This is a genomic window from Nocardia sp. NPDC046473 (assembly GCF_040645995.1).
Classification (GTDB): Bacteria; Actinomycetota; Actinomycetes; order Mycobacteriales; family Mycobacteriaceae; genus Nocardia.
The window spans coordinates 55,616-73,647 of record NZ_JBEYZJ010000016.1; the positions used below are offsets into that span (position 1 = coordinate 55,616).

General features: G+C 67.8%; 15 protein-coding genes and 2 pseudogenes. 16 read left to right on the plus strand and 1 reads right to left on the minus strand.

Annotated elements, in window-relative coordinates; genetic code table 11:
* Window positions 1-73: 73 nt before the first annotated feature.
* From mihF to ABZ942_RS42800, 10 genes and pseudogenes are all read left to right on the plus strand, one after another.
* Complete coding sequence (gene mihF, locus ABZ942_RS42755) at window positions 74-394, plus strand: integration host factor, actinobacterial type (protein WP_014986450.1); 321 nt, start codon at window positions 74-76, stop codon at window positions 392-394.
* Between the two features lie 20 nt (window positions 395-414).
* The gene (gene gmk, locus ABZ942_RS42760) at window positions 415-987 is read left to right on the plus strand and encodes a guanylate kinase (protein ID WP_357392001.1); all 573 of its coding nucleotides are present in this window, start codon (window positions 415-417) and stop codon (window positions 985-987) included.
* Window positions 988-1,013: 26 nt separating this feature from the next.
* On the plus strand, window positions 1,014-1,295 hold the full coding sequence (gene rpoZ, locus ABZ942_RS42765; protein ID WP_357392002.1) for a DNA-directed RNA polymerase subunit omega: 282 nt from the start codon (window positions 1,014-1,016) through the stop codon (window positions 1,293-1,295).
* 45 nt (window positions 1,296-1,340) lie between these two features.
* Window positions 1,341-2,564: a bifunctional phosphopantothenoylcysteine decarboxylase/phosphopantothenate--cysteine ligase CoaBC gene (gene coaBC, locus ABZ942_RS42770; RefSeq protein ID WP_357392003.1), complete on the plus strand. Its 1,224-nt coding sequence runs from the start codon at window positions 1,341-1,343 to the stop codon at window positions 2,562-2,564.
* 214 nt (window positions 2,565-2,778) lie between these two features.
* Window positions 2,779-3,990 carry a methionine adenosyltransferase gene (gene metK, locus ABZ942_RS42775; protein ID WP_357392004.1) on the plus strand — a complete coding sequence of 404 codons (1,212 nt, stop codon included), beginning with the start codon at window positions 2,779-2,781 and terminating at the stop codon, window positions 3,988-3,990.
* 78 nt (window positions 3,991-4,068) lie between these two features.
* Window positions 4,069-4,407: pseudogene (locus ABZ942_RS42780) on the plus strand (primosomal protein N'); the annotation flags it as partial.
* 1,095 nt (window positions 4,408-5,502) lie between these two features.
* Window positions 5,503-7,581, plus strand: coding sequence for a primosomal protein N' (locus tag ABZ942_RS42785; RefSeq protein WP_357392065.1), 2,079 nt, complete (start codon window positions 5,503-5,505; stop codon window positions 7,579-7,581).
* Between the two features lie 526 nt (window positions 7,582-8,107).
* A complete protein-coding gene (locus ABZ942_RS42790) occupies window positions 8,108-8,506 on the plus strand; it encodes an SSI family serine proteinase inhibitor (protein ID WP_357392005.1) in 399 nt (132 codons plus the stop codon).
* Window positions 8,507-8,785: 279 nt separating this feature from the next.
* Window positions 8,786-9,391, plus strand: coding sequence for a TetR/AcrR family transcriptional regulator (locus ABZ942_RS42795; protein ID WP_357392006.1), 606 nt, complete (start codon window positions 8,786-8,788; stop codon window positions 9,389-9,391).
* Window positions 9,388-10,083, plus strand: coding sequence for a hypothetical protein (locus ABZ942_RS42800; protein WP_357392007.1), 696 nt, complete (start codon window positions 9,388-9,390; stop codon window positions 10,081-10,083). The genes ABZ942_RS42795 and ABZ942_RS42800 overlap by 4 nt, the downstream gene beginning before the upstream one ends.
* Before the next feature lie 6 nt (window positions 10,084-10,089).
* Here the strand turns inward: ABZ942_RS42800 and ABZ942_RS42805 are convergent, their stop codons facing one another.
* Complete coding sequence (locus ABZ942_RS42805) at window positions 10,090-10,935, minus strand: NAD(P)H-binding protein (RefSeq protein ID WP_357392066.1); 846 nt, start codon at window positions 10,933-10,935, stop codon at window positions 10,090-10,092.
* Between the two features lie 79 nt (window positions 10,936-11,014).
* Between ABZ942_RS42805 and ABZ942_RS42810 the strand changes: the two genes are divergently transcribed.
* The 6 genes and pseudogenes from ABZ942_RS42810 to ABZ942_RS42835 all read left to right on the plus strand — a co-directional run.
* Window positions 11,015-11,599, plus strand: coding sequence for a TetR/AcrR family transcriptional regulator (locus ABZ942_RS42810; RefSeq protein ID WP_357392008.1), 585 nt, complete (start codon window positions 11,015-11,017; stop codon window positions 11,597-11,599).
* A 106-nt stretch (window positions 11,600-11,705) separates the two neighbouring features.
* Window positions 11,706-12,356, plus strand: coding sequence for a PadR family transcriptional regulator (locus ABZ942_RS42815; protein WP_357392067.1), 651 nt, complete (start codon window positions 11,706-11,708; stop codon window positions 12,354-12,356).
* A gap of 145 nt (window positions 12,357-12,501) precedes the next feature.
* The gene (locus ABZ942_RS42820) at window positions 12,502-13,425 is read left to right on the plus strand and encodes an alpha/beta fold hydrolase (protein WP_357392068.1); all 924 of its coding nucleotides are present in this window, start codon (window positions 12,502-12,504) and stop codon (window positions 13,423-13,425) included.
* Between the two features lie 137 nt (window positions 13,426-13,562).
* Window positions 13,563-14,162: a peptide deformylase gene (gene def / locus ABZ942_RS42825; protein WP_357392009.1), complete on the plus strand. Its 600-nt coding sequence runs from the start codon at window positions 13,563-13,565 to the stop codon at window positions 14,160-14,162.
* On the plus strand, window positions 14,162-15,085 hold the full coding sequence (fmt, locus tag ABZ942_RS42830) for a methionyl-tRNA formyltransferase (protein ID WP_357392010.1): 924 nt from the start codon (window positions 14,162-14,164) through the stop codon (window positions 15,083-15,085). Before def ends, fmt begins: the two co-directional genes overlap by 1 nt.
* A 1,177-nt stretch (window positions 15,086-16,262) precedes the next feature.
* Window positions 16,263-17,588 (plus strand): annotated as a pseudogene (locus ABZ942_RS42835) (transcription antitermination factor NusB); the annotation flags it as partial.
* Window positions 17,589-18,032: the final 444 nt, after the last annotated feature.

An 18,032-nucleotide genomic window follows, 5' to 3' on the forward strand; every position in this document is an offset into this window, starting at 1 on the left:
CCGTGGGTACGGTCGCTGAGACTGCCGGGTTACCGGCAGGAGTTGATGCAATGAACGATGAGACGGAGGAACCGTGGCCCTTCCCCAGCTGACTGACGAGCAGCGCGCCGCTGCTTTGGAGAAGGCGGCTGCCGCTCGCCGCGCTCGGGCGGAGCTCAAGGAGCGCCTGAAGCGAGGCGGCACCAACCTGAAGCAGGTCCTCACCGATGCCGAGTCCGATGAGATTCTCGGCAAGATGAAGGTGTCGGCGCTGCTGGAGGCTTTGCCGAAGGTAGGCAAGGTCAAGGCAGCGGAAATCATGAGTGAACTGGAGATCGCCCCCACCCGGCGTCTGCGCGGACTCGGCGATCGGCAGCGCAAGGCGCTGCTCGCCCGGTTCGACTTCGACGCCTGATAACGAGGGTGGTCGAACATATGCGGAAGGGTCGACTGGTTGTACTGGTCGGCCCCTCGGCCGTTGGCAAGTCGACCGTGGTCCGTTGTGTCCGCGAGCGACTGCCGCACCTGATCTTCAGTGTGTCGGCAACGACTCGGGCCCCTAGGCCCGGGGAGGTCGACGGTCTCGACTATCGATTCGTGTCCAGGGCAGAGTTCGACGCCATGATCTCGGCGGGCGAACTACTCGAGTGGGCTGATATTCACGGTGGTTTGCAACGTTCGGGCACCCCGGCCGCACCGGTACGGGCCGCCCTCGCAGAGGGTCTGCCCGTACTGGTCGAGGTCGATCTAGAAGGCGCGCGGGCTGTCCGCAAGGCCATCCCCGAAGCGATCCTCGCCTTCCTCGCCCCACCCAGCTGGGACGAACTGGTCTCCAGGCTCACCTCGCGGGGCACCGAATCACCGGAAGTGATCGAGCGCAGGCTGGAAACCGCCAGGACCGAATTGGCGGCCTGTGACGAGTTCGACATCGTCATCGTGAACGACGAGGTGACCAGCGCCTGTGAGCAGTTGGTATCCTTGTTCGTTAGCACAAATTCGAGTTCGTAATCCTTCGATCCGCAGGAGCCCCCCTAGTGAGCAGTACGGACAGCAAAGTCGTTCCCGCCTACGACACCCCGATCGGCCTCACCAACCCCCCGATCGATGAGCTGCTGGAGCGCACTTCGTCCAAGTACGCCCTGGTCATCTACGCCGCCAAGCGCGCGCGTCAGATCAACGACTACTACAACCAGCTCGGCGACGGCATCCTCGAGTACGTCGGCCCGCTGGTCGAGCCGGGCCTGCAGGAAAAGCCCCTCTCGGTCGCCATGCGCGAGATCCACTCCGACCTGCTCGAGCACACCGAAGGCGAGTAGCCGGGCTGCGTGCTCTGCTGTGACAACAACTAGGCCGGAGGCGTAGTGACCACACGGATCGTTGTCGGTGTCGGCGGGGGGATCGCCGCGTACAAGGCCTGTTCGCTGGTCCGGCGGTTTACCGAGACCGGACACCAGGTCAGGGTGATCCCCACCGAGGCGGCGATGCAGTTCGTCGGCAAGGCAACCTTCGAGGCACTGTCCGGGAACCCGGTGCACACCGACGTGTTCACCGATGTGCCCGAGGTGCCGCACGTTCGGCTGGGCCAGGAGGCGGACCTCGTGGTCATCGCCCCGGCGACCGCGGACCTGATGGCGCGCGCGGCCCAGGGCCGCGCCGACGATTTACTCACCGCCACGTTGCTGACGGCCCGATGTCCGATCCTGTTCGCGCCCGCGATGCACACCGAAATGTGGGAGCATCCGGCGACCGTCGCCAATGTCGCGACGCTGCGCGCGCACGGCGCGATCGTGATGGAACCCGCGTCGGGCCGGCTCACCGGCACCGACACCGGTCCAGGCCGGTTGCCCGAGCCCGAGGAGATCTTCGGACTGGCCACGCTGCTGCTCGAACGCACCGACGCCATCCCGCGCGATCTGGAAGGTCGCCGGGTGGTCATCACCGCGGGCGGCACCAGGGAACCGCTGGATCCGGTGCGCTTCCTCGGCAACCGCAGTTCTGGGAAGCAGGGCTATGCCCTGGCCCGGGTCGCGGCCCAGCGCGGCGCGCACGTCACGCTCATCGCGGGCAACACGATCGAGATGGCCGCGCCCGCGGCCGTCGACCTGGTGCACATCACCACCGCAGAACAGCTCAAGACCGCGGTCGACAAGCATGCGGTCGGCGCGGACGCGGTGATCATGGCGGCGGCGGTGGCGGATTTCCGGCCCACCGATGTGGCCGCGGCCAAGATCAAGAAGGGCGCCGGGGAACCGGACGTCATCGCGCTCACCAAGACCACCGACATCCTGGCCGGTCTGGTGCAGGCGCGCCGCGACGGGCAGTTGGCGGGTACCGCGATCGTCGGATTCGCCGCCGAGACCGGCGACGAGCACGGCGACGTCCTCACCTACGCGCGGGCCAAACTGGCGCGCAAGGGGTGTGACCTGCTGGTGGTCAACGCGGTCGGCGAGGGCAAGGCGTTCGAGGTCGACACCAACAACGGCTGGCTACTCGGTGCGGACGGTACCGAACAGTCGCTCGATCATGGGTCGAAGGCGTTGCTCGCCAGCCGCGTGCTCGACGCGCTCGGTCCGCTGTTGCGCTGAAAACCATTGTGAGACTGGGATAATGCCCCAGTACTCAACCACCGGTGGCGCGGTGGCCGGGAGACAAATCGGGCGAACTGTCTGAGATAGTGATCTCTTGGTCCGCGGTATGTCGGTGGTTTGCCATAGTCTGGAATGAAGGGTTGCACGGTAACGACATCGCGTTACTGTCGCAAACCGAGACGAAATACCCGTTGAGGGAGAGGGAAGAACTGTGCGCACGTCCGGCAGCCGGCTATTCACCAGTGAGTCCGTGACCGAAGGTCACCCGGACAAGATCTGCGACGCCATCAGCGATTCCATTCTCGACGCGTTACTGACCGAGGACCCGCGCAGCCGGGTCGCGGTGGAGACCCTCGTGACGACCGGCCAGGTCCACGTCGCGGGTGAGGTCACCACCACGGCGTACGCCGACATTCCCCGGATCGTCCGGGAGAAGGTCTTGGAAATCGGATACGACTCGTCGGCAAAGGGTTTCGACGGGAACTCGTGCGGCGTGAACATCGCGATCGGCGCGCAGTCGCCCGATATCGCGCAGGGCGTCGACACCTCGCACGAGGCGCGCGTCGGCGGCTCCGACGACGAGATCGAGAAGCAGGGCGCGGGCGATCAGGGCCTGATGTTCGGCTACGCGACCACCGATACGCCCGAGCTCATGCCGCTGCCGATCGCGCTCGCGCACCGGCTCTCGCGCCGGCTCACCGAGGTCCGCAAGTCCGGCGTGCTGCCCTACCTGCGGCCCGACGGCAAGACCCAGGTCACCATCGAATATGACGGTGATCGCCCGGTCCGGCTCGACACCGTCGTCATCTCCACCCAGCACGCGGCCGACATCGACCTGGACAACCTGCTCGCGCCCGACATCAAGGAAAAGGTCGTCGACGCCGTCATCGCCGACCTCGAGCTGCCCTCGCTGGACACCTCGAACATCCGGTTGCTGGTCAACCCGACCGGCAAGTTCGTGCTCGGTGGCCCGATGGGCGACGCCGGCCTGACCGGCCGCAAGATCATCGTCGACACCTACGGCGGCATGGCTCGCCACGGCGGCGGCGCCTTCTCCGGCAAGGATCCGTCGAAGGTGGACCGCTCGGCCGCCTACGCCATGCGCTGGGTCGCCAAGAACGTCGTCGCGGCCGGCCTGTCCGACCGCGTCGAGGTTCAGGTGGCCTACGCCATCGGTAAGTCCGCGCCGGTCGGCCTGTTCGTGGAGACCTTCGGCACCGAGAAGGTCGACCCGGCCCGCATCTCGGTCGCCATCTCCGAGGTCTTCGATCTGCGCCCCGGCGCGATCATCCGCGACCTGGACCTGCTGCGCCCGATCTACGCACCGACCGCCGCGTACGGCCACTTCGGCCGCACCGACGTCGACCTGCCATGGGAGCACACGGACCGAGCGGACAAGCTCCGCGCAGCAGTCGGCCTGTAGGCCCGACCGCACCGAGTGAACAAACCCGCGGCGGAAACCCCCGCCATCCCGGGGGTCCCGCCAGCGGGCCCCGCAGCCGTGGAGCACCCGATAGCTCGGGTGCTCCCGTTGCTGTCTCCGGCCCATCTGGACCGTGACTTCGATTACCTGGTCCCGCCTGAGTTGGATGCGATCGCGCAGCCCGGCGTGCGCGTTCGCGTCCGCTTCGCGGGTCGGTTGGTGGACGGATACCTGCTGGAGCGTCGCACGCACAGTGACCACGGTGGGAAGCTCGTGAAACTCGAGCGGGTCGTTTCTGCCGAGCGCGTACTGACGCCCGAGATCATGAAACTGGCCACCGCAGTGGCCGCCCGCTATGCAGGCACTCGCGCCGATGTCCTTCGTTTGGCTATTCCGCCGCGGCATGCGCGCACCGAGACCGGTGGGGCGAAGAAGAAGTCGGCGGATGCTGAAGCGGGGGAAGAGGATTCGACGGATAGTGCATTGGATGCGCCAAGTCCGGCACGGACGCAACGGCGTTCATCCGCGAAAACACCACTGCGGGTTGACCCTTTGCCCAACGCGTCATCCCTTGCTGATACCGATTCGAACGAGGCATCGCCGGAAGGCCCTGCCGCATCCGATGCCGCTAGCGCCACGGAGACTCGACAGAACCCGGACCGATCGTCCGAGGCGGATGACGCGGCCGGCTCGACGCATCCGTCCGAGGCGACACCCGCGAATGCCGATTCCGCTGAAGCCAAACCTGATTCGGCGACGCGCGAACCGGCGACCGATTCGAATCCACGCGCTACTACCTCGGATCCGGCGGATTCGGCTGACCCGCAACGTGTCCAGTCCGCGCCGCCAGGCGTGAATGCGCCAATGCGCTCGGCGAAGTCGCCGAAATCAGTGACTTCTACTGCCGATTCCACTGGGCCTGAAGCTGATTCGGCGGCAGTCCATGGGACAGTCGACGGTAGGTCGCTCGCAGCCTCCGCAGCGGAGCCTATGACGACGCAAGAAGACGCGCCCGCGCAGTCAGGCGTGGATGGTGCCGTGCCGCCGGACCAGTTGCCCGACGTGGTGTCTTCGACCGCGGATTCTGCTGGCGTCGAGGCTGATTCGACGCTGCATGATCGCGCCGTTGATGAGAGTTCCGCCACAGCTACGTCAGATTCCGCCAGTTCCGCAGGGAAGCAAGCGGATTCGCTCACATCGCCGGACGTGCCAACTTCCGCAGACGCACGACTGGAACCGGCATCCTCGAATGCCGAGGAGAGCGCATCGAATTCGGAAGTTGTCAGTACATCGGCAGAAACGAGTACGGGGGACGACGCTCGCGTTGGTAGTGGCGGGCCGGACTCGGCAGCGGACGTAGCGGACGGTGGTGACGGGCCGGTATCGGCGCCGCGGTCCACCAGCGCCGCAGCGGAACAAGGGGTCCAACCGGCATCGTCGGACATGTCGAGTCATGCGGCGCGGCGGCCGGAATCGGCATCCTCGGATGGCGAGGGGCCCGAAGATGATGCGGTGGTTGCCGGTTCGGCGGCAGCAGCGAGTAAGACGGCGACTACAAGTATTGCCGCGGGCACGCGGGATATCGGCGGTGAGCCTGGCGCGGTGTCGGCGGTGGACGCGAGTCGAGCGGCGGACAGTGGCGGTCGCGAGTCGGTGTCGTCGGCTGAGGCGATCAGCGCCGCAGCGGCGCAAGGGGTTCAGCCTGCATTGTCGGATGTGCAGAGTTCCGTGGCGCGGCGGCCGGAATCGGCATCCTCGGATGGCGAGGGGCTCGTAGGTGTTTCAGGGGTCGCCGGTTCGGCGGCAGATGCGAGCAAGGCGGCGGGCTCAGGGCGCCGCGACGGCGAGCGCGGCTCGGTGGCGGCTGACGCGGAGGATGGTGGCGAGCCCGGGTCGGCAGCGGGCTCGGGGGATGGCGGTGGTGGGTCGGGGGCAGCGGCCGGGTTGGACGACGGCCAACAGGCTGCCGGCTTCGCCGACCAGGGGCCTTGGGGGCGGTACATTCACGGCCCGGCGTTTCTGACTGCGCTGGCTGGGGGTAAGGGGCCGCGGGCGGCTTGGCAGGCGTTGCCGGGGGAGGACTGGCCGCGGCGGTTGGCGGAGTTGGCGGAGGCGGTGGTCGGGCAGGGGCGTAGTGCGATTTTGATGGTGCCGGATCAGCGGGATCTGGATCGGGTGTTGGCGGAATGTAGTCGGCTGCTGGGGGATTCGGCGGTGGGGTTGTCGGCTGGGCTGGGGCCGGCGGCGCGGTATCGGCGGTGGTTGGCGGTGTTGCGGGGGACGGCGCGGGTGGTGGTCGGGACGCGGAGTGCGGTGTTCGCGCCTGCGAAAGACCTTGGGCTGATTGCTATCTGGGATGACGGTGACGACACTTACGCTGAGCCGCGGTCGCCGTATCCGCATGCGCGGGAGGTGGCGATGCTGCGGTCGCACGAGACGGGGGCTGCGTTTGTCGCGGCCGGGTTCGCGCGGACTGCGGAGATTCAGGCGGTTGTCGAGTCGGGCTGGGCGCACGACTTGGTTGCGGACCGGATGGTGGTGCGCGATGCCGCGCCGCGGATCAGCGTGCCCGGTGATACCGATCTTGCGATGGAGCGGGATCCGGTCGCGCGGGCGGTCCGGATTCCCGGCGTGGCTTATGCGGCTGCGCGGGCCGCGCTGAAAGAAGGAGCGGGCGTGCTGGTGCAGGTGCCGCGTCGCGGGTACGTCCCGTCGCTGGCCTGCGCGAAATGCCGGACTCCCGCCAGGTGCAGGCATTGCAACGGGCCGCTTGCGCTGCCGGATGGTCGTGCGCGGCACAGTGATTCGCAGGGCGATGCCGCACACAGTCCGAGCTGTCGCTGGTGTGGCATCACCGAGGCGGCGTTCCGCTGTTCGTCCTGCGGTTCGCGGGCCCTGCGCGCCGTGGTGATCGGCGCGACCCGCACCGCGGAGGAACTCGGCCGGGCATTCCCCGGCGTGCCGATTCGCGGGTCCGGTGGCGGCGCGATGCTCGACACAGTCGAACCCGGTCCGCAGGTGGTGGTCGCGACGGTCGGCGCCGAACCGGTCCTGCCCGGCGGTTACGGAGTTGCGCTGCTGCTCGACAGTTGGGCCCTGCTCAGTCGTGCCGACCTGCGAGCCTCCGAGGATGCGCTGCGCCGCTGGATGACCGCCGCGACCCTGGTCCGGTCGCGCGGCCAGGTCATCGTGATGGCCGATCCCGGCATCCCCACGGTGCAGGCGCTGGTCCGCTGGGACCCGGTCGGCCACGCCAGAGTCGAGTACGCATCCCGCGCCGAGGTCGGCTTCCCGCCGTCCGTCCGGATGGCGGCAGTCGACGGCACCTCCGACTCCATCGCCGAATTACTCTCCGCCACAGACCTTCCCCCCGACGTCGAGGTGCTCGGCCCGGTGCCACTGCCGATCGGCGCCCGCAAGCCGTTCTCCTCCGGCGACGCCCCCGCTGAAGTCGAGCGAATCCTGCTGCGCGTCGACCGCAAGTCCGGCGCCGCCCTGGCCCGCGCCCTGACCGCCGCCCAAGCCATCCGCAGCACCCACCGCTCCGACGCCCCACTACGAGTCCAAATCGACCCGGTCGACATCGGCTGACCCCGGTTCCGCCCACTCACCGCCGAATTGCTTTCCGCCACAGAGCTTCCTGCGGACACTGAGGTGTTGGGCACCGGTGCGACCAGCTGTCGGCGCGGGCAAAGCCGTTCCCTTCGTGCGACGCCCCCGCCGAGGTCGAGCGAATCCTGCTGCGCGTCGACCGCAAGTCCGGCGCCGCCCTGGCCCGCGCCCTGACCGCCGCCCAAGCCATCCGCAGCACCCATCGCTCCGACGCCCCGCGGCGAGTCCAAATCGACCTGGTCGACATCGGCTGACCCGGTACCTCAATCGCCGCCAGCCTGTCGGCGAAGCTGGTCCCACAGACGGTCCATGCGTCGCACAGGCCATCCGTCCAGTACCTGTGCGACGTATGGAGGGTCTATGGGCCGGTGCACCCTCGGCCCGGCGGTCGCTACTGTCCAGGCCCTCTGCTGCACGCACCGTTTCGGCAGGTCTGCGGCGTGTCATGCGGCGAGTTAGCCTGCAGTTCACGGGCGCGCGCCCGACGTCGTGATTGAGTGGATGGATGACGACACCCTTGCTCCGCCGCACCTTCGCGACCGCGTGCCTTGTGGTTGTTGGGCTCGGGCTGGCGGCCTGTTCCGATGATGATCCCAAGCCGGCGAAGTCCACGTTGAACCTGACTGTCACGCCGGCGGCTCCGGGATCGACGCCGACGCACGTCACGCTCACCTGCGAGCCGACCGGTGGCGACCATGCCAACGCCGAGGCGGCTTGCAAGGCGTTGGCGGCGGTGGGTGGCGATTTCGACAAGCTCACCGGTGATCCGACGGCCGTCTGCGTGCAGGTCTTCGAACCGGTCGACGCCGCGGTGACCGGCACCTGGCAGGGCAAGCAGGTCGACTGGCGCAAGGTGTTCGGCAACAAGTGCGAACTCAGCGCCCGCACGACCCCGGTCTTCTAGAACGCGCGCACCGCCTCGATCTCCCTCGGCGAACGGGACGAGCGCGTTCCAACTCTGCGCGTCGTGCACTACTGCGAGCGTGCGCGGGGTCAACTGCGGCGGATCAGCCAGCGGCGATTCCCGCATGCACGTCGGGCTCCGCGGCCGCGATGACCCGCCGAAGTCGTTGCGCGGTCTGGGTTTGTGTCTCGATGCTGATATCCACGACCTGTCAACGTCGGCAATCAGTGCCAAAAGTAATTCTTTAACTGGCCGATCAGTTAATGATAATATCGCCGCATGGCCCGCACTGTCGATCCGAATCGTGTCGCCGAACGTCGCCGCGCCATCACCGTGGCCGCGGCCGAACAGTTCGCCACGCACGGCTACGAACGCACCACGGCCACCCAGATCGCCCGCGCCGCCGGGCTGAGCTCGGGCAGCGTCTTCTACTACTTCAAGGACAAGGCCGCTGTCTTCCGCTCGATCTTCGAGCTGTCGATTCCCGCGCACACCGAACTCATCGCGCGCCACCTCGACCGAACCGATTGCCTGGACGCCATTCTCGACATCGTCGACGGGCTGGCCGGCGAGGTGCTCGACCCGTCGGCCCCCGGGCTGATGTTCGAGCTGCTGCGCCGCCTCGGTCACGACGACGAATTGGCGACGATCGTGCTGGACGACGCGCGACTCAGCGCCGAGGCCCTCGCCGCACTGCTCGAGCGCGGCATCAGCGCCGGGCAGATCGACCCTGGCTTCGAACCCATGGAAACCGCGCGCTGGATTCTCGCCGTCGTCGACGGCGCGTTTCTCAACACAGACCCGGCCGACCCATACGACCCGCGCCCGCTGGTGCGCGCGACCGTGTCCCGGCTGCTGCGACCGATCGAAACGGAGCACCCATGACGACCACCTCCGCGCCCACTGTGCTGCGCTTTTCCACCGTGTGGGCCTGGCTGTTCGCGGTCGGCGGGCTCGTCATCGGCTGCGGCATCGGTTTCGTCGTGCATCCCGTCGGCCGCTGGGTATCCGATACGTTCGACGGCAGCCCCGGCCCGATCAAGCTCGCGATGAGCGTGCCGACGGGGTGGCTCGTGCTGGTCACCACGCTCGTCGGAACCGTTGCGGGCGTTGTGCTTTACGAGGCCGCCCGCACCGAAAGCCTCACCATCACCATCGCCGACGATTATGTCGAGCTGGTCAAGGAGGGGCGCGCGCAGCATGTCCCACGCAGGCACGTCGCCGCCGTGTTCCGCGAGGACGCCGACCTGATGCTTACCGATCGGAACAAACGCAGGCTCGCGCGATTCGGCGCAAATGACCTGAGCCGCAACGACATCGAGCACGCCTTCCGCGGTCACGGCTATCCCTGGCTGGACCAGAACGACCCGTTCGGCGCGGACTACGTGCGCTGGGTCGAAGGCCGACCCGAGACCGGGAAGGCCGTCGACGCCGTCCTGCGCGCCCGTCGGCGCGCACTGGCCGACGAAAAACCTCTCGACGTCGAAGAACTCGATGAGGAACTGCTCGAACTCGGCATCGACGTCCGAGATCGCGACGGGGAGCAGCACATTCGAGTCTTCGACCTGTCGGGATAGCAACGATCAGGCGAAGGCGGCCCGATTGCGTTGTGCCCATTCGGCATAACTCGCGGGCAGCCGGCCGAGCACCCGCTGCACGTCCGGGCTGATCTCCTGCTCGGCGACGGTCGGTTCGCCGAGAATCGACAGAGTGTGCTCGACGACTGGCTCGGGCATGAACCGCGACATCCCCGTAAAAGCCTGCACCCGAGTCAATTCCACGAATCGGATGGGTGCGTCGAGCGCGGCGCCGATCGCCTCGGCTTGATCCCGCGGCGTGCTCAGAGCAGGTCCGGTGAGCGTGTAGATCTGCTTGGCATGCCCGTCCTCGGACAATGCGGCGGCCGCGACCTCGGCGATATCGGCCGGATCGATGGACGGCAAACCGATCGCTCCGAACGGTGCCGCGACCGTCCGCTCAGCGCGCACGGATTCTGCCCACGCAAATGTATTGGAGTAGAAACCCGCAGGCCGCAGGATGGTCCAGTCCAGGCCGGACCGTTGGATGGCCTCCTCGTAGGCGGTCAGCCGCGCGTAGCCTGCGGCCCCTGCCCTGGTGCCCACGCCCTGGGAAGACACGAACACCACCCGTCGAACACCACCCGCCTCGGCGACCTCGAGCACCCGCTCCGGATCCGGACCACTCACCAGTTGCTCGCCGGTGATGAGCAGAAACAGCGAGTCGGCACCTGCGACGGCAGGGGCGAGGCTGTCCGGATCGGCCAGGTCGGCCACCACCGAACGCACACCCTCAGGCCACGCGGCCGCTTTACTGCCACGGGAGACCGCCGTGACCTCGTGACCCGCCGCGACGAGCTTCCGCACGAGGTGTGCGCCGATGTTTCCAGTTGCTCCGGTAACCACGATCATCTTGCTCACTCCATTAAGTTAGTTGGCTGACTTAAATGAAGTTATCCGACGAACCCGCATCATGTCTATAGTTAGTTAAGTGACTAACTCAGCAGCCCAAGATCGCCCGAAGGGTGGTAAACGCGAGCGACTCGGTACGGCCGCGGCCCGCGTGTTCCACGAGCAGGGGGTCGAGAAGACCACCATCGCCGATATCGCGCACGCCGCCGACGTCCCGGTTGGCAACGTCTACTACTACTTCAAAACCAAGGACCAGCTGGTCCGCGCCGCGATCGGCGCCCATGAGCAGACGCTGGGCGTCCTGCTCGGCCTGCTCGAGCAGCTGCCGACCCCGCAGGATCGGCTCAAAGCGCTGATCGGCGGCTGGGTCGACGAGCGCGAGACGGCCGCTCGATACGGCTGTCCCTCGGGCACTCTTGCCGCCGAACTGGACAAGCGGGCCGATGGTCTGGACCGCGAGCTCGCCGGCGTCATGCGGCAGCTGGTCGACTGGGTCGAGGGGCAATTCGCGGCCATGGGGCGCGCCGACGCCAAGGAGCTTGCTGTCGCGTTGATCGCCGCCTATCAGGGAATCTCGTTGCTCACCAACACCTTCCGCGACCCCGAACTGATGGTGGCGGAGGGGGGCCGGCTGACGCGCTGGATCGATTCGCTCGTGGCGTGAGCCGCCGGGCGCTCAGGAATTCTCGAACCGACCCTTGCGTTCGATGCATTGACGATATATCGTCGATAACATGAAACGAACACGAGAGCCTGAGGAGGCTTACCTCATGGAAAACCAAGGACATCGAGAATTTGGACGGCGCGGCCCCTGGCAGCGTCAGGGCGAGGACTTCGATCCTCGTCAGCGACTCCGCCGCGGCGGACGGCACGGACACGGTCCCGACTTCGGACCGGGCTTCGGCCCAGGTTTCGGGCCGGGCTTCGGACCGCATTTCGGTCGCGGTCGAGGCCGCGGCGGTCGTGGCCGGCGCGGCGACGTGCGGGCGGCGGTCCTGCTGCTGCTCACCGAGCGGCCGATGCACGGCTACGAGCTCATTCAGCAAATTCGCGAGCGCAGCGACGACGTCTGGCGTCCGAGCCCGGGGTCGATCTACCCCGCGCTGGCACAGCTGGAGGACGAGGGCCTGGTCCTCATCGAAAAGGTCGCCGGGCGCAAGACGGCTCAGCTGACCGAGGCGGGCACCACCTACGTCACCGAACACAAGGAAGATCTGGGTGACCCGTGGGCGGACGTCAAGGAAGACGTCGGCGCGCAGGCCATCGACCTGCGGGAACTCGTCGGTCAGCTGATGGGCGCGGTGGCCCAGGTCGCGGCGGCAGGTACGCCCGGGCAGGCGGCCAAGGCTGCGGAGCTGCTCACCGAGACCAGGAAGTCGCTATACCGAATCCTGGCCGAGGACGAGACCCCCGAAAAGTAACGGCGTGTGAAACACCCCGTTGGAGCGCGCATTTGGGGCGGGTTCAGTAGATCATTGTGAGATGCGACAGTTCCGGGGTTTGTGGGTTTGGGGAATTTCACACTTGGGTAGGGGGATGTTGGTCGCCGCACTTGCCGTAGTAGCAATGCTCGGTACCGGTGCGGCGCAGGCCGCGCCGTCCGGTTACCGCTCGCCTGAGATCCCCACCCAGCCCGGACCGCCGCAAACCGATCACCTAGGCGCGGCAGCCTACCTGAAGACGCACAAGAACGCGGTTCCGTTGGGCACCAACAACTTCGGCTGCAAGCCGACCGTCGCCCACCCGCGGCCGGTCGTGCTCGCGCACGGCACGGACTCCAGTGCTTACTCGGACTACTCGGCCATCGCGCCACAACTCGCCGCCGCCGGATTCTGCGTCTTCGCGCTCAACTACGGAGGTAGCCCGGGGGCGGACAGCTACGGCACCGAAGACGTGGTGCTCAGCTCGTACCAGGTCGGCGAGTTCGTCGACCAGGTGCTGACCGCCACCGGCGCCACCCAGGTCGACCTGGTGGGATTCTCCCAGGGCGCCTCGGTTACCCGGTTCTACACCAACAAGCTCGGTGGCGCGCCGAAGGTCGGCAAGTGGGTCGGCCTGGCGTCGCCCAGTTACGGCGGGGTGATGTACGGACTGGTGCCCATCGTGGAGGCGGTGCCGGGCGGATTGCAGGCGTTCGCGAGGGTGACCTCGCTCGCCGCGATCCAACAGGCGCAGGGTTCGGCGGTGATGACCGAGCTCAACGCGGGCGGCGACACCGTGCCCGGCCCGAAGTACACGACGATCGGCAGCAAAGTCGACGAGATGATCCAGCCGAACAGCAATATCGCCCTGCGCGGGCCCGGCGCGGAGAACATCTCGCTGCAGGATCGTTGCCCGGTCGACCTGACCGGACACTTCCACATGGTCTACGACCCGTTCGTGCAGCAGCTGCTGCTGAACGTGCTGGATCCCAGCAGTCCGGCGCCGGTGTGCCGTCCGGTGATGCTCGGCACCGGTATTCCGGAAGTGATCATCGCAGGCAACTCCTGAACGGGCGGCCGGACGGAGGACAACGCACCCCGTCCGACCGCACTGGAGTTCTACCAGCTTCGGGCTGGTGGATCGGGGACATTCGGTCGTCTCACTAGAATGAGACGACCGTGTTCGTCCGCTTCCGGGAGTTTGCCGTGACCATTCAGCCTGTTCGCCTGTTCGGCGATCCCATTCTGCGTGCCCGCGCGGCGGAGGTCACCGAATTCGACCGGGAACTGCAGCAGCTGGTGACCGACCTGACCGACACCATGCACGACGATGGTGGCGTCGGCATGGCCGCACCGCAGATCGGAGTGGGGTTGCGTGTTTTCGTGTACGACACTCATGACGCCGCGGGGCATCTGGTGAACCCGCAGTGGGAAGTTGTCGGCGACGAGGAACAGGTCGGGCCCGAGGGCTGCCTATCGATTCCCGGTGTGCGCTATGACACCAGGCGCGCGCTGCGGGTGCGGGCGACCGGTGTCGACATGCACGGTGCGCCGGTCGAATTCACCGCCGAAGGGCTGCTCGCCCGGTGCGTGCAGCACGAGACCGATCATCTCGACGGCGTGCTGTTCCTCGATCGACTGGACCCCGCCGCGCGCAAGGCCGCGATGCGGACCATTCGTGAATCCGATTGGTTCAGTGCGGGTGTGACGGCACGGCCGTCGCGGTCGGCCGGGGGGACGGCAGCCGGCGGAGTGGGTATACGCAGTGGGACGAGCCAGGCCGGTCCGTTCGGACGGGGGCGTTGATGCGCATTGTCTTCGCGGGCACGCCGGAACCGGCGGTGCCGTCGCTGCGGCGGTTGATCGAATCCGATCACCATGCGGTGATCGCTGTTGTGACCAGGCCCGACGCCGTCGCGGGTCGCGGGCGCAAGGTGACGAGGTCGCCGGTCGGGCTGCTGGCCGACGAGCACGGGATTCCGGTGCTGACGCCGCGGCGACCGTCCGAACCCGAGTTCATCGAACAGCTCACCGCATTGGCTCCCGACTGCTGTCCGGTGGTTGCCTACGGCGCGCTGCTGCCACAACGAGTGCTCGATATCCCCCGACTCGGCTGGATCAACCTGCACTTCTCGCTGCTGCCCGCCTGGCGCGGCGCGGCGCCGGTGCAGGCCGCGATCGACGCGGGCGACGAGATCACCGGCGCGTCGACCTTTCAGATCGAGGCCGGGCTCGACACCGGTCCGGTGTTCGGCATGGTGACCGAGAAGATCGCCGTCACCGACACTGCGGGCGAACTGCTCGACCGGCTCGCCATCAGCGGCGCCCAGCTCCTCGAAGCGACCCTCGACGGCGTGGAAAACGGGACGCTGCAAGGGGTTCCGCAGGCGACCGAGGGTGTCTCGCACGCCCCCAAGATCACCGCCGACGCCGCGCACATCCGCTGGGACCTGCCCGCGCTCGCCATCAACCGCCGCATCCGCGCCGTCACCCCGGCACCCGGTGCATGGACCTCCGTCGACGGCAATCGACTGAAGCTCGGTCCGGTCGAACTGGTCGAGGAGACGCTGCCACCACGCACCATCGAGGTCCGCAAATCCGGCGTCTACGTCGGCACCGCAACCACCGCGATCCGCCTGGACCAGGTTCAGCCGCAAGGCAAACGCATGATGGCGGCCCTCGACTGGGCCCGCGGCGCGCGACTGCAGCCAGGCGCGGTGGTCGAGTGACGATCCTCGATCGTCTTGACAGCAGGACCCTCGCGCAGCCGAAGACCGGTGGCGGTGATTGCGCCCGATCCCAGTCGCGGAGAGCTTTTTCAGCTGGGTCCGTTGGACTGACGCTCATCGATCGGTCGAACGGTACGGCTCCGGCGCGGCCGCAGGTGAGGCGTGGTGATTTCGGCGCGCCGTTGTCGTGGAGCGTTTTTGGGGACGGGTGCGGTGGAGTGGCGGTCGTCGATCGTCGGATCAGCGTGTCTCGAGCGCAGCCGAAGGTGGCCAGCAGTCTTGATATCCGTGGCGATGCGCCGCGACCTCAACGAGAGCGGTGGAGCATGTCAGCACGGTACGAAGTCTCACTAGTCGACCGGGCTGTCGACGCCGGTTTCGGGCCGGGCGTGGTGGTCGAATGACGCCCCCGGAACGCAAGCGCGGCAACGAGTCTCGTGACTCGGATCGGTCGCGCAACGATCGATCGAACGGTGCCGAATCCGCGCGCGGGAAAGCGGGGGTACGAACGAACAGTGCTCGTGCGGGAGACGTTCCGCGACAGTCCGCGCCACGGCGCGACGACTCGCGTGGACGGCCCAGCGGCACGAATCAGCGTCCCGCACAGGCGAAGTGGAACCGGGCCGAGGAGCCGAGCGGCGATCGCCCGGTGCGTCGTGCGGCATCGTCGAATTCGACCGCAGGCCGGTCGGAATCCGCTGGGGGTGGATCGGCGCAGGGACGTTCGGCCGATCGATCGGCTGGGCGTTCGGCATCGGCGCGCGCAGGACAGTCCGCGCGGGGCGGTTCGCGTCCGGCCGATAGTTCGGCGGTGCGTGGCGGGAAGTTGGCGCAGGGTGGTTCGCGTTCGGCTGATAGTTCGGCGGTGCGTGGCGGGAAGTTGGCGCAGGGTGGTTCGCGTTCGGCCGATAGTTCGGCGGTGCGTGGCGGACAGTCTGCGCAGAGTAGTGCGCGGTCGGCCGAAAGTTCTGCTGGGCGTTCGGGTGCTGGACGCGGTGCGGAATCGGCGAAAGGTGGTGCGGGCGCGGGTCGGTCGGCACCACGTCGGAGCGGGCAGCCTGCGCAGGGTTCGCGTTCAGCGGATACCGCGGGGCGGCCGGTTTCGTCGGCGAAACGTGGTGGCGGCCCGAAGGATCGGGGATCGGCTTCGGGTGGTCGTCCTACTGCCAGCGATTCCGTCGACGCGCCTCGGCTCGTTGCGCGCGATGTGTTGCGGGCGGTGCGGGAGCGGGATGCGTACGCGAATCTTGTGCTGCCGGGGCTGCTTCGGGAGCGGCGGATCAGTGGGCGCGATGCGGCGTTGGCGACTGAGCTCGCCTACGGAGCGTGTCGTTCGCGTGGGCTGCTCGATGCGGTGATCGAGGCGGGGGCGGGGCGGCCGATCGCGGAGATCGACGGGGCGTTGCTGGATGTGTTGCGGCTGGGGGTTTATCAGTTGCTGCGGACCCGGATCGGGGCGCACGCGGCGGTGGATACCTCGGTGGCGCTGGCGCGCGCCGAATTCGGTGCCGGCAAAGCGGGATTCGTGAACGCGGTGCTGCGGCGCGCGGGGGAGAAGACCGTCGAGGAGTGGGTGGAGCAGCTCGCGCCGCAGGATCCAGTGGGGCGGTTGGCGTTCGAATTCGCGCATCCGGTGTGGATCGCGCAAGCCTTCGCCGATGCGCTCGGCGCACGGGCGGGAGAGCTGCGTGACGCGCTGGCTGCGGATGACTCGCGGCCTGCGGTCCACCTCGTCGCTCGGCCCGGTGAAATCACCGCCGAGGAATTGGCGCTGGTCACCGGCGGAGAAGAGGGCCGATGGTCGCCCTATGCGGTCTATCTGGACGGCGGCGACCCCGGCAAACTCGAGCCGGTTCGCGAAGGCATGGCCGGTGTGCAGGACGAAGGCAGTCAGCTCGTCGCACTCGCGCTGACCCGTGCGCCACTGAACGGGCCGGACGGCGGCCGCTGGCTGGACCTCTGCGCCGGACCAGGTGGTAAAGCCGCACTGCTCGGCTCCCTCGCCGCGATCGACGGCTTCCACGTCGACGCGGTCGAGCCCGCCGAACACCGCGCCGAACTCGTCCGAAAGTCCGTGCACGGCTTGCCCGTCGACGTCCACGTCACCGACGGCCGCGACAGCGGACTCACCCCCGGCTACGACCGCATCCTGGTCGACGCGCCGTGCACCGGCCTCGGCGCGCTCCGCCGCCGCCCGGAGGCCCGCTGGCGCCGCACCCCCGCCGACGTCGCCGAACTGGTCACCCTGCAACGCGAATTGCTCACCGCCGCATGGGATCTACTCCGCCCCGGCGGTGTCCTCCTGTACTCCACCTGCTCCCCCCACCTCTCGGAAACCGTAGTAGTCGTAGCCGACGCCGTCCGCCGCTTGGGCGCCGAACAACTCGACACCCGAGACCTCCTCCCCGGCGTCACCGACGTGGGCGACGGCCCCACCGCCCAACTCTGGCCCCACCGCCACGGCACCGACGCCATGTTCATGTCCGCCCTCCGCAAACCCTGACCTCTCAGCACCCCGCGCACGTTTTCGCCGGCCGCGCACGATTTATCCAACGATTTCGTGCGCGGCTGCGCGAAACGTGCGCGCGTGAGGAGACCTGGGCGATGGTCGGCCGGCGTCGACTGCGAGGCAGCACCATGTGCTGCGCACGTTTTCGCTGGCGGCGCACGATTCAGTCAGCGATGTTGTACGCAGCTGCATGGAAGATGCGCGTCGTCGCGAGATGTGTGCAATGGCGGGTGGATTCGAGCGCGAGGTAGTGCTCGTGCCGCGCAAGAGGTTGCACGCCGCGCTTGATTCAGCCAGCGATTTCATGCGCGCCCGCACGAAACGTGCGCGGTGGTACGGGACGTGCGCGGTGGTACGGGACGTGCGCGGTGGTACGGGACGTGCGCGGTGGTACGGGACGTGCGCGGTGGTACGGGACGTGCGCGGTGGTACGGGAGT